Annotated in this window: 12 protein-coding genes; 1 reads left to right on the top strand and 11 read right to left on the bottom strand. The window is 71.1% G+C overall.

The window, feature by feature from the left end; translation table 11 throughout:
* Positions 1–2: 2 nt before the first annotated feature.
* The 6 genes from ABZS61_RS13405 to ABZS61_RS13380 all read right to left on the bottom strand — a co-directional run bounded on the left by ABZS61_RS13405 (position 3) and on the right by ABZS61_RS13380 (position 6,079).
* Positions 3–614 (bottom strand): response regulator transcription factor, encoded by a 612-nt coding sequence (locus ABZS61_RS13405; protein WP_356418925.1) that lies wholly within the window; start codon positions 612–614, stop codon positions 3–5.
* A complete protein-coding gene (locus tag ABZS61_RS13400) occupies positions 611–1,771 on the bottom strand; it encodes a histidine kinase (RefSeq protein WP_356419404.1) in 1,161 nt (386 codons plus the stop codon). Before ABZS61_RS13400 ends, ABZS61_RS13405 begins: the two co-directional genes overlap by 4 nt.
* A 273-nt stretch (positions 1,772–2,044) precedes the next feature.
* Entirely contained in the window at positions 2,045–4,225 is a 2,181-nt protein-coding gene (locus ABZS61_RS13395) for a hypothetical protein (RefSeq protein WP_356418922.1), read from the bottom strand.
* A gap of 175 nt (positions 4,226–4,400) precedes the next feature.
* Complete coding sequence (locus ABZS61_RS13390) at positions 4,401–4,862, bottom strand: DUF6113 family protein (protein ID WP_356418919.1); 462 nt, start codon at positions 4,860–4,862, stop codon at positions 4,401–4,403.
* Entirely contained in the window at positions 4,859–5,770 is a 912-nt protein-coding gene (mshB, locus tag ABZS61_RS13385; RefSeq protein ID WP_356418916.1) for an N-acetyl-1-D-myo-inositol-2-amino-2-deoxy-alpha-D-glucopyranoside deacetylase, read from the bottom strand. The genes ABZS61_RS13390 and mshB overlap by 4 nt, the downstream gene beginning before the upstream one ends.
* A 114-nt stretch (positions 5,771–5,884) precedes the next feature.
* On the bottom strand, positions 5,885–6,079 hold the full coding sequence (locus ABZS61_RS13380; protein WP_329207729.1) for a hypothetical protein: 195 nt from the start codon (positions 6,077–6,079) through the stop codon (positions 5,885–5,887).
* 166 nt (positions 6,080–6,245) lie between these two features.
* On the opposite strand from ABZS61_RS13380, the gene ABZS61_RS13375 reads away from it, so the two are divergent.
* Entirely contained in the window at positions 6,246–8,366 is a 2,121-nt protein-coding gene (locus tag ABZS61_RS13375; protein ID WP_356418912.1) for an alpha/beta fold hydrolase, read from the top strand.
* A gap of 3 nt (positions 8,367–8,369) precedes the next feature.
* Here the strand turns inward: ABZS61_RS13375 and ABZS61_RS13370 are convergent, their stop codons facing one another.
* The 5 genes from ABZS61_RS13370 to ABZS61_RS13350 all read right to left on the bottom strand — a co-directional run bounded on the left by ABZS61_RS13370 (position 8,370) and on the right by ABZS61_RS13350 (position 13,771).
* Complete coding sequence (locus tag ABZS61_RS13370; RefSeq protein ID WP_356418909.1) at positions 8,370–9,491, bottom strand: hypothetical protein; 1,122 nt, start codon at positions 9,489–9,491, stop codon at positions 8,370–8,372.
* Between the two features lie 206 nt (positions 9,492–9,697).
* Entirely contained in the window at positions 9,698–10,894 is a 1,197-nt protein-coding gene (locus ABZS61_RS13365; RefSeq protein ID WP_356418906.1) for a dipeptide ABC transporter ATP-binding protein, read from the bottom strand.
* Positions 10,884–11,861, bottom strand: a complete 978-nt coding sequence (locus tag ABZS61_RS13360; RefSeq protein ID WP_356418903.1) for an ABC transporter ATP-binding protein — start codon at positions 11,859–11,861, stop codon at positions 10,884–10,886. The genes ABZS61_RS13365 and ABZS61_RS13360 overlap by 11 nt, the downstream gene beginning before the upstream one ends.
* A 13-nt stretch (positions 11,862–11,874) precedes the next feature.
* Positions 11,875–12,855 carry an ABC transporter permease gene (locus ABZS61_RS13355; RefSeq protein ID WP_356418900.1) on the bottom strand — a complete coding sequence of 327 codons (981 nt, stop codon included), beginning with the start codon at positions 12,853–12,855 and terminating at the stop codon, positions 11,875–11,877.
* Positions 12,848–13,771, bottom strand: a complete 924-nt coding sequence (locus tag ABZS61_RS13350; RefSeq protein WP_356418897.1) for an ABC transporter permease — start codon at positions 13,769–13,771, stop codon at positions 12,848–12,850. The genes ABZS61_RS13355 and ABZS61_RS13350 overlap by 8 nt, the downstream gene beginning before the upstream one ends.
* Positions 13,772–13,801 lie beyond the last annotated feature (30 nt).

Below are 13,801 nucleotides of genomic sequence, written 5' to 3'. Positions count from 1 at the left end.
TCCTAGAGCCAGCCCTTTTCGCGCGCGATCCGGACGGCTTCCGCGCGGTTGCGGGCCGCCAACTTCTGGATCGCCGTGGACAGATAGTTGCGTACGGTCCCGTGCGAGAGGTGCAGCGCATCCGAGATCTCCGCGTTGGTGGAGCCGTCCGAGGCCCCCCGCAGCACATCGCGCTCGCGGTCGGTCAGCGGGCTCGCACCATCGGCGAGCGCGGCGGCCGCAAGAGCCGGATCGATGACCCGCTCGCCCGCGAGCACCTTGCGTACCACTGCGGCGAGCTGGGACGCCGGGGCGTCCTTGACGAGGAACGCGTCCGCACCCGCCTCCATGGCCCGGCGCAGATAGCCGGGTCGTCCGAAGGTGGTGACGACGACGATCTTGACGCCGGGCAGCTCTCGGTGGAGCTCGGCGGCCGCCTCGATTCCTGTGCGGCCCGGCATCTCGATGTCGAGGAGGGCGACGTCGACGCGGTATTCGCGTGCCGCGTCCAGCACCTCGTCGCCGCGGGCCACCTGGGCGACCACCTCGATGTCCGGCTCCAGGCCCAGCAGTGCGGCAAGGGCCTCGCGCACCATGGACTGGTCCTCGGCGAGGAGGAGTCTGATCATGCTCATCCTGTGGATCCTAGGCCTGAACCGACGGGAACGCGCAGGGTCAGTGCAAAGCCCTTGCCCTGGGCAGGTCCGCCGCCGGCCGGTCCTGTGACGAGCGTCCCCTCGACCGCGGCCAGTCGCTCGGCGATACCGGTGAGCCCGTTGCCCGCCTTCGGGCCCGGGGCGCCGCGCCCGTCGTCGGCGACGACGAGTTCGAGCAGGGGCCCGTCGAGGGTCTGGCGCCGGGTGAGGGTGATCGTGCAGCGCCGGGCACCGCTGTGGCGCACGACGTTGGTCACCGCTTCCCGCATGCCCCAGGCGAGCACCTCCTCCGGCTCCTCCGGCAGGCCCTCGTGGGCATCGGCCCGTATGTCCGCGGTGATGCCCGCTGCGGCAAGTGCGGTACGGGCCCCGGCCAGTTCGCCGGGCAGGGTCGGCCGCCGGTAGCCGGTGACCGCGCTGCGCACGTCCACGAGGGCCTGCCTGCTGACCTGTTCGATGTCGGCGACCTGCTCGGCCGCCCGGTCGGGGTGCTCGGGCAGCAGCCGGCCCGCCAGTTCGCTCTTGAGTGTGATCAGGGAGAGCGAGTGCCCGAGCAGATCGTGCAGATCGCGGGCGAGCCGCAGGCGTTCCTCGTTGGCGGCGAGCTGGGCGACGGTCGCTCGGGCCTCGCGCAACTGGATGGTCGTACGGATCAGCTGCCGTACCCCCGTCATGGCGAATCCACCGAGAAGCGCGGGGAAGACGAGCGCGGTGACGGTCTCACGGGCATCGTGCAGGGCGAGCCCGGTTCCCGCCATCACGGCGACGACCAGAGGGATCAGCAGGCGCGAGTACCGCATCGGCAGTGTGGCACCCGCCGAGACGCAGACGTATACGAACAGGACGAGCCACGGGACCCCGAACGTCAGGGCGAGGAGTAGGGCGAGGGCGCAGAGGAAGGCGATCGTGGACAGGACGCGCCGCCGTCCCATGGCCTTCGACGTCTGACGGAAGACCAGCACGAGGTAGACCCCGACGAAGACCATGAGGCCCAGGGCGCCCAGCGCGCGTGCCCACCCGGTGTGGTCCCCGTCGAGGAGGTCCTTCACCGGTGCGCCCATGAACGCGAGCCAGATACCTATCCACAGCAGCTTGATGACGAACTGGTGCCTGCCCTGCGGCGGGCCCGCCGTCACCGCGTACGTCTCGTCGTCGTCACTCACGCCCGCACGGTGTCCTTCCGGTACGCATGGGTGGGCAGCGGTGATCGCGCGGACCGCGCCACCGCTCGCAAAGTAGCCGATGGCGATGCCGGGCGCGGCGAGGATCGGCGATCCCGCCCGGGCTCTGCCGCCCGGGCCGCCGTCCCGGCCGGGCGGGCCGCGGGGCAGCAACAGCCGACGGACGGGAACACGGCACCGCCCCTGCCCGGAGTCCGGGCAGGGGCGGCCACAGGGGGCGGCGTCCGGTCAGCCCTCGCCGCCGAGGTTGATCGCGACGGTGCGCTCGGCGGGGGTCTTGCCGAGCAGCGCGGTCTGCATGGCCTGGGCCACATCGGTGGCGCTGACCTCGTGCTGCTTCCCGTCGCCCTTGGTGATCATGATGCCGTCGAAGACACCGTCCAGCAGGGTGTTGATCGCTTCCCTGTCGTAGACCGCGACCAGCTTGCCCTCGACCGGCTTCATGGACAGGATCTGCGGCAGGGACCTCGCGGGACCGAAGTCGATCTGCTTGGGACCGGCCTTGATGGTGACCAGTCCGGACATCGCCGGCTCGGCGAACTCCTTCATGGCCCGGTCCAGTTCGGCCTTGGTGATCGTGGGCTGGGTGGTGGCGACGGGCAGTTCGACGACGGCGGGCTCACCGGTCTGGACCTGCGCGCGGTAGGCATCGCGGACGGAGATCATCGAGCGGTTGACGTCCAGCGCCTTGCCGGCCTTGCCGGGGACGGCCACGGCCTTGTTCGGCTCGAACTTGATCGTGCCGTCGTTGGCGGATCCGGAGACGCCCGCCAGGTCGGTCAGCGCGACCCCGAGCTTCTCCTCGTCGACCGGGATCACCGGGTCGGCCGGGCGTGCCCCGCCGAACAGGGAGCTGATCACCGAGACCGGGTTGTAGTCGCTGCCCGCGGCACCGCGGACCGTCTCCTGGCTGTCCAGGGTGAGGCCGGCCTTGTCCGGGGCGAGTTTCTGCTTCTTGCCGTCCACGGAGAGCTGGAGGGGCGCCTCGGCACGCTTCCCGAGGGCGGCCTCGAGCTTGGTGACCGCCTCCTCCTTCGTGCCGCCGCCGATGTCGACGCCGAGGACGGTGGTGCCCTTGGGGACCTCGGAGTGGTTCATCAGCAGCCCGGCGCCGTAGGCGATGCCGAGCAGCACGAAGACGCCCACGCCCAGGAGGACCAGCTTGGAGCGGCCCTTCTTCGCGGGAGGTGCGGCCTTCGGTACGGGCCGGGGTGCCGGAGCGGGCGCCTGGTGGCCCGGACCCGCCGGTCCGCCGCCCATGGCGCCGTCGGCCCCCAGGTCGGCACGGGGGCCGCCCGGGGCACCGGGGCCACCGGGGAACACCGAACGTGAGTCCGACGGGACGACGGGGATGCCGCTGGTGAGCGTGTCACCGGAGACATGGCCGGCGGAGCCGGAAGGGGCCGCCGCCTGCGGTGTCAGGATCGCCGTGTCGTCGGACATCCGGGGCGGTACGCCGCCGGGCCCACCCTGGCCGGCCGGACCACCGGGACCGAAGGGGCCGCCGGGACCACCCGGGCCGAGCGGACCGCCGGGGCCGCCCTGGGACGGACCGCCGGGCCTGGGGCCTGCCGGGCCGCCTGGGCCTGCCGGGCCGGCCATGCCGGGCATGCCGTCGAGGTTCGGCGTCAGGGACGAACTGCCCGAGACCGGACCGTTGGTCGGGCCCGACGGACCCGGTGTGCGCACCCCGAGATTCGGCGTGGAGCGCGGCCCGCCGGGGATGTCCGCGTCGATGTCGTCGAGGGCGCTGCGCCCGGGGCGCGGGGCGCCCGGCTGCGGACCGTCCGAGAAGTACGGCGGTTCGGCGCGCGGCGGTGTCGGCGCCGGGCCCTGCCCGCCGCCCTGTCCGCCGCCCTGTCCGCCACCCGTGGCGGACGCACCGGCAGCGGGGCCGGAAGGGCCGGGGACCGCGGTACCGGGTGCCGGCGCCGGGTTCTTGCGCGGCGCGAACCAGTCGCTGCCGCCCTTCTCCCTGGCCGGCTTCTCGGCGGATGCCTCGGCGGTCCGGGCGTCCCTGGTGTCCGGGCCGGGATCGCCGCGCTCGCCGGCGCCTGCCGCAGCACCGGACGACGGCGCGGGCGCGCCGGGCCTCGGTGTGCTGCCCGTGCGCTCGGCGTCCGGGCGGCCGCCCGAGGTACCGGTGTCACTCATCGGCGTACGTACGACGACAGGCGGGATCGGACGCGAACCCGGGATGTTGATCCGGATGCGCGTCGTCAGCGTCGTCTCGGTTCTGGGCTCCTCCGGCCGAGGCGGATCCACAGGCTCCGGAGTCTCCTCCGGCCCGTCCTGAGACGGGTGCAGCGACGGATACTGGCGTGATCCGTACGGCGGCGTACCCGACGGGTACGCGGCTCCGCCGCGCCCCTGGGGCCCGGAGGACGAACTGTCAGTTTCACGACTCAAAGCAGGTTCTCCCGATTGGCTCCGCCGCCCGTACTTCCCCCATGCCGCAGGCCAGGGGACGGCTCGGCGCGCGCACCACCATACTGGCCGCCGCCGACAGACTCTCCGCCCGCGGAGAAAACAAGGATGCACCCCTCACCGTGGAGGGGGGCATTCCGGGAGCGGATGTGGCACATCACGTGCCCGGTCGGCCGGTGTTGGTGGCCGAATAAGGCAACCGCGACATGGTGGCACACATCACAGCGACGCCCATGCCGCCGAGCATGAAGAGCGTCAGACCGATCTCGTCACCGAAGACGTAGTCGCCCTCGGGACGGCCGCTGAGCAGGACGACGACGGCGATGAACCAGCCCACGGCCGGTGCCAGCGCTCCGAACTGGGTCCGGGCCAGCACCCGGCCCCCGTAGAACAGTCCGGCCGACGCGGCGAGCGCGAGCAGCAACCCTCCCGGGAACAGGCCCGCTTGGACGAGTGTGCCCGCAAGCCCGACGACGGCGCCCAGCACCGCGAGCCCGACGTACAGGGCGATCCGCGCGGGGTTGAGGGGTGCGGCGAGACCGGTCGGCTCGGGGCCTCTGGGCGGCGCGTTGGTGCGCGGCGACTGCGATGCGGCCCGCGGTCTCTGCCTGCTGCTCATGCCTGTGCTCCCGGTGCTGCCGCCACGTCCGGCACGCCTGCGAAGAGGTCGTGCTCCCGGGCATCATCGTCCCTGCCGCGGGCTCCGCGCACCAACTGGTAGTACTCGGTGGTGAAAACGGGCTGCCCCAGGTCGTTCGAAAGAGCGAAGAACGGCCCGTCCACGGCGATCTGGGTGGCGTGCGCCCTCATCGCGGCGGTCTTCGCGGCGGCGTACGCAGAGCCGTCGATCTCCGCGGTGATCTCCGCGTCGTCCACCACGCCGGGCACGTCGTCGACGGCGGCGATCCCCGGGAAGGCGTCCGGGGCGGCAAGCCGAAGCCGGGCGAAGGCCTCCTCGGCCACGGAGCGCGGCACCCGGTTCCAGTAGATCTTCGCGATGGCGTGCGGGTCGCCGGTGCCGTACGCGGGATCCGCGGCCAGCTCGGCCGCGCGCATCGCGACGCGGTGTGCCTGGATGTGGTCGGGGTGGCCGTAACCGCCGTCGGGGTCGTAGGTGACCAGGACCTGGGGGCGCACGGAACGGATCACCTCGACGAGGTGCCCGGCCGCGCCGTCCGGGTCCGCGTCCCAGAAGGCACCGGGCCTGTGGTTCTGCCCGGTGCCCATCATTCCGGAGTCGCGGAAACGGCCGGGGCCGCCCAGGAAGCGGTGGTCGGTGACCCCGAGCTCCTTCATCGCGGCGGCGAGTTCACCGATGCGATGGGCGCCCAGGGCGTCGTCGCGGTCGGCGGCGAGGTGCGCCAGGTCCGGCGGGATGACCTCGCCCTCCTCGCCGAGCGTGCACGTCACCAGGGTGACGTGGGCGCCCTCGGCCGCGTACCTGGCCATGGTCGCCCCGTTGTTGATCGACTCGTCGTCGGGGTGCGCGTGCACCAGGAGCAGACGGCGGGCGGGAAGGTCCTTCATGGGTCCACCCTACGAGCCCTCCCCCGTGCGGGCCGACTCCCCACCGGCCGGGGTGGCCGGACAGGCGGGCCACGCCCCCCGCGTCCGCCCTGCCCGCGCCCCCCGCGCCGCCGCTCAGAACTTGATGCCCCCGATCATTCCTGCCACGTTCGACGTCACCTCCGAGATGGTCGGCGCGATCGACGAGCTCGCAAGATAGAACCCGAGCAACACGCAGACCACCGCATGTCCGCCCTTCAGTCCGGATTTCCGGATCAGCAGGAAGACGACGATCGCCAGCAGCACCACCGCCGAAATCGAGAGTGCCACGGCGGTTCACCTCCATCAGTACGGTCGGGACGGGCAGCACACATGGAGCCAGCAGGTTCATACCCACCGAGCGCTACGGATCATAACTATCCGTGCCAACGCATTGGTCGGGGCACAGCAGCACGAGGGGCGCACGTGCGGCTCCCTCCGGGCTAGGTTCGGAGCCATGACCTCGCAGAAGCTGTCCTTCGCCCGCCAGCACGCCCGGACCCAGCGGTTCACTCTGGGCGCACCCCGGGCCTTCACCGTCTCACCGGATGGGACGCGGGTGGTCTTCCTCCGCTCGGCGTCCGGCACGGACCGGGCGAACCGCCTCTGGGTGCTGGACCCGGGAACCGGTGAGGAGCGGATCGCCGCCGACCCCGAGGCCCTGCTGGGGGGTTCGGCGGAGAAGCTGTCGCCGCAGGAGCGGGCCAGGCGGGAGCGGGCGCGGGAGGGTTCGGCGGGCATCGTCGGCTACGCGGTGGACGATGCGGCCGAGTTGGCGGCGTTCGCCCTCTCCGGCAAGGTGTACGTGGCCGAGTTGCGGGCCGGCACGGCGCGCGCGCTGCCGGTTCCGGGCCCGGTGATCGACCCGCGCCCTTCCCCGGACGGCAGGCACATCGCTTATGTCACCCGCGGCGCGCTGCGGGTCGTGGGGGCGGCGGGCGACGGGGACCGTCCCGTCGCCGAGCCGGAGGACGCGCACACCTCGTACGGCCTCGCCGAGTTCGTGGCGGCGGAGGAGATGAGCCGCTACCGGGGCTTCTGGTGGTCGCCCGAGTCGGACCGTCTGCTGGTCGCCCGGGTCGACGACAGCGCCGTACAGCGGTGGTGGATCGCCGATCCCGCGCACCCGGGCGACAAGCCCGCCGAGGTCGGCTATCCGGCCGCGGGGACGGCCAATGCCGAGGTGCGGCTCTTCGTGATGAGTCTGGACGGGGCACGTACCGAGATTGTCTGGGACCGGACCCGCTTCCCGTATCTGGCCCGGGTGCACTGGTCGTCCAACGGCGCTCCGCTGCTCCTGGTGCAGGCCCGTGACCAGCGCATTCAGCTGTATCTGGCCGTGGACACGGAGAGCGGCACGACCCGTACGGTGCATGTCGACGAGGACGCGGTCTGGCTTGATCTTTTCGGCGGTGTTCCCGCGTGGGCGCCGGACGGGCGGCTCGTGCGGATCGCGGACGAGGGTGGTGCGCGGGTCCTGTCGGTCGGTGACCGGCCGCTGACCGGGGCGCAGCTGCACATCCAGTCGGTGCTGGACATCGGGGAGTCGGACATCCTGGTGTCGGCGACTGCGGGTGAGAAGGCGGCAGATCCGGAGACCGGGCAGAGCCATGTGTACCGGGTGAACGAGCTGGGCGTCGAGCGCGTCTCCGAAGGCGTGGGGGTGCACTCCGCTGTGCGGTCGGGCGGAGTGACGGTGCTGCTCTCGGCATCCCTGGAGCACCCGGGAACGGCGGTACGGGTGCTGCGGGACGGCAGGCGGACCGCCACCGTCGCCAGCCACGCCCAGGAGCCGGTCCTGACGGCCCGGGTACAGCTGACGGAGGGGGGCGCACGGCGGATTCCGTGCGCCGTGCTGCTCCCCTCCGGCTACGAGGAGTCCGACGGCCCCCTTCCGGTCCTGATGGACCCGTACGGCGGTCCGCACGGCCGCCGGGTCGTCGCCGCGCACAATGCGCATCTCACGTCCCAGTGGTTCGCCGACCAGGGGTTCGCCGTGGTCGTCGCGGACGGCCGCGGCGCGCCGGGGCGCTCGCCCGGCTGGGAGAAGGCGGTCAGGGACGACTTCGCCCTCACCCTGGACGACCAGGTCGAGGCCCTGCACTCACTGGCCGGACGCTTCCCGCTGGACCTCTCGAAGGTGGCGATGCGCGGCTGGTCCTACGGCGGTTACCTGTCGGCGCTGGCGGTGCTGCGGCGCCCCGACGTCTTCCACGCCGCTGTCGTGGGCGCCCCGGTGACGGACTGGCGGCTGTACGACACCCACTACACGGAGCGCTATCTCGGAGACCCCGCGGCGCAGCCCGAGGTGTACGCGTACAACTCCCTGGTGACCGACGAAGGGCTCTCCCAACCCGCCGCCGAGGTACGGCCGATGATGATCGTCCACGGTCTGGCCGACGACAACGTGGTCGTCGCCCACGCGCTGCGCCTGTCGTCGGCGCTGCTGTCGGCGGGACGGCCGCATGAAGTGCTGCCGCTGAGCGGGGTGACGCACATGACCCCCCAGGAGCAGGTGGCGGAGAATCTGCTCCTGCTCCAGGTGGACTTCCTCAGGCGGTCGCTGGGGCTGTCGTAGGCGTCACCAGGCAGGCGGCGGGGACGAGGGCGGCGGAGGGCCGAATCCGCCGCCCGGCGGCGGCCCGTAGCCGGGTCCCGGGCCGGGCGGCTGCGCCTGCGGGTAGCCGTATCCCGGAGCGGGCCCCCGGCCGGGTCCCTGCGGGTATCCGTAGCCGTCGCCGGGCGGCGGGCCGTATCCGCCCGCTCCGTAGCTGTCGTAGCCCCTGCTGCCTCCGCCCGCGTCCTCGAAGCCTCTGCGGGCAAGCACGATCAGTCCTGCCGCCCCGGCGAAGGCGAGGAAGAACGAGGTCAGCACGAGGAGCTGGTACTCGGTCCCCAGGGCACCGAAGCGGTCGAGCATCTCGTGATGGACGGCCCTGGCGATCCCGAGACCTCCGGAGAGCAGCAGGAACGCGGCGGCGATCATGCCGAGCGGCCGGGCGTGGACGGCGTGGAAGAGCGCGGTGAACGCGACGACGAGGCAGAGCACCGCGAGCGCCACGCTGCTCCAGCCGGGCGGCGCACTGGTCAGTTCGACCCGGACGGCGTCCCCGCCGATGAACCAGTCGGGATACACGGCGGACGGCAGCGTGACGAACTGGCGGATCTCCCAGGCGATCAGTACGGCTCCGGAGGCACCGAGCACCAGGAAGGTGACGACCGCGGCTCCCTGACCGGGCCGGGTGGGCCCCGGTTCGTCAAAGTCCGCTGACGTCCTGCGGCCCGCCGCACCGGTCACGATGAGCGCGAGCCCGGCGGCCAGCGCGACGAAGGTGCCGAGGAGGGCGCGGGTGCGCAGCTCGTCGCTGTAGCGGCCGTCCATCCAGGAGGCGCCGGTGGTCCAGACGCCGGGCAGCCGCAGGGCGAGCGTGACCACGCCGGTGGCGACGAGCGCCGAAGCGGCCACCGAGGAACGCAGGGCGGCGCTCGTGGCGAGGATGTACACGGCGAGGAGCACGAGGTCGGACTGGGCCGTCGCGGGCAGCGAATCCGGCCGTGCGTCGGTGTAGCCGGCCCAGTAGCGAAGCAGGTCCAGCGGGTCGCCGGCCGCCCGCACGTCCCGCACGATCCAGCCCGCGACGATGACGCCGAGCACGGCGCACAGCAGCGCGCCGGTGATTCTGGCTCCCCGGGTGACTATCACCCCAGCGATACTCCACCGCGGTCCGCCGTTGAACAAGGGGACCTGTGGGGAAAGGCGGGAGCGGGAAACCGGCCGGGGCGACGTGATGAGCACCCCGGCCGGTTCACGGCACCCGCACGGCCGTACGTTCTTCATGGTGGTGCGTTCGTATATCGGTGCGGCGACAGTCAAGTTGCCTCTGTGTTAACGAATGTGATGCCCTTTTATCATTTCTTTTCCCCCGGATCGTCCTTGTGCAGGGACGGTGGCGCGTCCTGCGGTTCGGGGGTCTCCAGGAGTCCCTCCGGCGGTACCACCTGCTTCTCCTCGGCGAAGTGACAGGCCGAGTCGTGCCTGGCCGGTGTGTCCGCCTCCCGGAAGACGGCGGGGACCGCAAGCAGGGGCACCTCCAGCTCGCACCGCTCCTGCGCTTTCCAGCAGCGCGTGCGGAAGCGGCAGCCGGACGGGATGTTCGCCGGGGACGGGACGTCGCCGTGCAGAATGATCCGCTCACGGTACTCGCGGGCCGTCGGGTCCGGTACGGGGACGGCGGACAGCAGCGCCTGCGTGTACGGGTGCGTGGGGTGGTCGTAGATCTCCTCGTCCGTGCCGATCTCGACGATCCGGCCGAGGTACATGACACCGACCCGGTCCGAGATGTGCCGGACGATCGACAGGTCGTGCGCGATGAACAGGAAGCTCAGGCTGAACTCGGCCTGCAGCCGGTCGAGCAGGTTGACCACCTGGGCCTGTACCGACACGTCGAGCGCGGACACCGGTTCGTCGGCGACGATGATCTCCGGGTTGAGCGCGAGGCCGCGGGCGATGCCGATGCGCTGGCGCTGACCGCCGGAGAACTGGTGCGGGTACCGGTTGATGTACTCCGGGTTCAGGCCGACGACATCGAGCAGGTCCTGCACCTTCTGGCGCCGGCTCCCCTTGGGTGCCACCTCGGGGTGGATCTCGTACGGCTCCCCGATGATGTCGCCGACCGTCATGCGCGGGTTCAGCGAGGTGTACGGGTCCTGGAACACCATCTGGATGTTGCGGCGCACGGCCTTCAGCGCACGGCCCGACAGCTTGGTGACGTCCTCGCCCTTGTACCGGATGGCGCCCCCGGTGGGCGGTTCCAGGTGCACCAGCATCTTGGCGACGGTCGACTTGCCGCAGCCGGACTCGCCCACGATGCCGAGCGTCTCGCCCGCCGCCAGATCGAAGTCGACCCCGTCGACGGCCTTGACCGCCCCGATCTGCTTCTTGAAGAGGATGCCGCGGGTGAGCGGGTAGTGCTTGACCAGGCCGCGCACCTCCAGGATCGGGTCGCCCTCCGCGTACGGCCGCTCAGGGCCGCTCTCGCGCACCTCGGAGACCAGGGTGGAACCCCCGGCGGTGACGCCTCCACGGCTCGGGTCCTCAGCGTGCATCGAGCGTCTCCTTCCAGAAGTGGCAGGCGCTCCGGCGGCTCTCGTCCACGGTGTACAGCGGCGGCACGTCCGTACGGCACACGGCCTGGGCCATCGGGCAGCGGGGGTGGAAGGCGCAGCCGGAGGGGATGTGCAGCAGGTTGGGCGGCAGCCCCTTGATCGCGTACAGGTCCTGGCCCTTCTGGTCCAGGCGCGGGATCGACCGCAGGAGTCCCTTGGTGTACGGGTGGGCGGGTGCCTTGTAGATCTCGTGGACGGGCGAGGTCTCGACGATCCGGCCCGCGTACATCACGGCGATCTTGTCGGCGACGTCGGCCACCACCCCGAGGTCGTGGGTGATGAGGATCAGCCCCATGTTCAGCTCGCGCTGCAGTTCGGCGAGCAGCTCCATCACCTGGGCCTGGACCGTCACGTCCAGGGCGGTGGTCGGCTCGTCGGCGATGATCAGCGAGGGTTCCAGCGCCATCGCCATGGCGATCATGATGCGCTGGCGCATACCGCCGGAGAACTGGTGCGGGAAGTTCCCGACGCGCTCCTTGGCGGCCGGGATGCGCACCCGGTCCATCAGCTCGATGGACTTGGCCTTCGCGTCCTTGCGGGACATCCCGCGGTGCACGACGAACATCTCGCTCAACTGCTGCCCGACGCTCAGCACCGGGTTCAGCGAGGACAGCGCGTCCTGGAAGATCATGGCCATCTCCTGGCCGCGGACCTTGCGCCGTTCCTCGCCCTTGATCTTCAGCAGGTCGCGGTCCTTGAAGAGGATCTCGCCCCCGCTGATCTTCCCGGGCGGCGTGTCGAGGATGCCCATGATCGCCTGGGCGGTGACCGACTTGCCCGAGCCGGACTCGCCGAGGACGGCGAGCGTCTCGCCCTCGGCCACCGAGTAGTTGACCCCGTTGACGGCCTTGGCCACCCCCTCGCGGGTGTGGAACTCCACGTGCAGATCGCGCACTTCGAGCAACATGGCAGCGGGCTCCTCAGCGCAGCTTGGGGTCGAGGGCGTCGCGCACCGCGTCGCCGAGCATGATGAAGGCGAGCACCGTGATCGCCAGCGCGCCGGCGGGCCAGAGCAGCATGTGCGGTGCGTTGCGGATGTACTGGGAGGCGGCGGAGATGTCGATGCCCCAGGAGACGGCCGGCGGCTTCAGGCCGACACCCAGGTACGAGAGGGTCGCCTCCAGCGAGATGTAGGTACCCAGCGCGATCGTCGCGACGACGATGACCGGGGCGATGGCGTTGGGGGTGATGTGCCGCAGCAGCATCCGCGAGTTGGAGGCGCCCAGGGCCCGCGCCGCCTGGACGTAGTCGTTCTGTTTGGCGGTGATGACGGAGCCTCGTGCGATGCGGGCGATCTGGGGCCAGCCCAGCAGCACGATGAAGCCGATCACGGGCCAGACGGTGGAGCTGGTGACCACGGAGAGGAAGACCAGGCCGCCGAGGACGACCGGGATACCGAAGAAGACGTCGGTGATGCGGGAGAGGACGGCGTCGCCCTTGCCCCCGAAGAAGCCGGCGAGGCCGCCCAGTACGCCGCCCAGCAGCGAGACGCCGATCGTGGAGCAGACACCGACCGTGACCGAGGTGCGCGCGCCGTACACCGTGCGGGTGTAGACGTCGCAGCCCTGCCCGTCGAAGCCGAAGGGGTGACCGGGCTGGGAGCCCTCCTGGGCCTTGCTCAGATCGCAGTCGAGCGGGTCCTGGTCGGTGATGAGCGACGGCCAGATCGAGATGATCACCAGGAAGAGGATGATCAGCCCGGAGATGATGAAGACCGGGTTGCGGCGCAGATCGCGCCAGGCGTCGGACCACAGGCTGCGCGGCTTGCCGGCCGGGCCGGTTCCCTCCGGACCGCCGGGCGTCTTCTCCAGGCTGGTGCCCTCGTCCACCGCAAGGTCCATCGCACCGCCGGCTCCGGCCCCCGAGATCGCTTCGTCGAACGGCTGCTGCGGCTCAGGCATAGCGGATCCTCGGGTCGAGTACGGCGTACAGGAGGTCGACGATCAGGTTCGCCGCGAGGAAGACGAGGACCAGCACGGTGACGAACCCGACGACGGTCTGGGAGTTCTGCCGCAGGATGCCCTGGTAGAGCTGGTAGCCGACTCCATGGATGTTGAAGATGCGCTCGGTGACGATCGCCCCGCCCATCAGGGCGCCCACGTCCGTACCGATGAAGGTGACGACGGGGATGAGGGAGTTGCGCAGCAGGTGCCGGATGACGACCCGGCGCCGGGGAAGCCCCTTGGCCACGGCGGTGCGTACGTAGTCGGCGCGGGCGTTCTCGGCGATCGAGGTCCGGGTGAGGCGGGTGACGTAGGCCAGGGAGACGGAGGCCAGGACGAGGCCGGGGACGATGAGTTCGTCGAGCGGTGCCTCGGGTGAGACGGACGGCTTGATGATGCCCCACTCCACACCGAGGAGGAGCTGGAGCAGCAGACCGGTGACGAACGTGGGCACGGCGATGACGACCAGGGTCAGGATCAGTACCCCGGTGTCGACGGGCCTCCCGCGGTGCAGTCCGGTGACGACTCCGAGGCTGATGCCGATGACGATCTCGAACACGATCGCGATGATGGTGAGCCGGATGGTGATGGGGAAGGCGGTGGCCATCAGCTCCGTGACCTCCTGCCCGTTGAACGCGGTGCCGAAGTCCCCGGTGAAGATGTTGCCCATGTAGGTCAGGTACTGCTGCCAGACCGGCTTGTCGAGGCCGAATTCGGTGCGCAGCTGGGCGGCGGTCGCGGGGTCGCACTGGCGGTCACCGCAGAGGCCCGCGATGGGGTCGCCCATCACGTTCACCATGAGGAAGATCAACAGCGTGGTGCCGAAGAAGACGGGGATCATCTGCAGCAGCCGCCGGATCACATAACGTCCCATGAGGGGCTCCGGGGGTCGGGGCGAACAGCG

The sequence above is a fragment of the Streptomyces sp. NPDC005566 genome (assembly GCF_040605575.1).
GTDB lineage: Bacteria > Actinomycetota > Actinomycetes > Streptomycetales > Streptomycetaceae > Streptomyces.
Note: the sequence above shows the minus strand (reverse complement) of the source record. Positions and strands in the feature narration are given on the sequence as shown.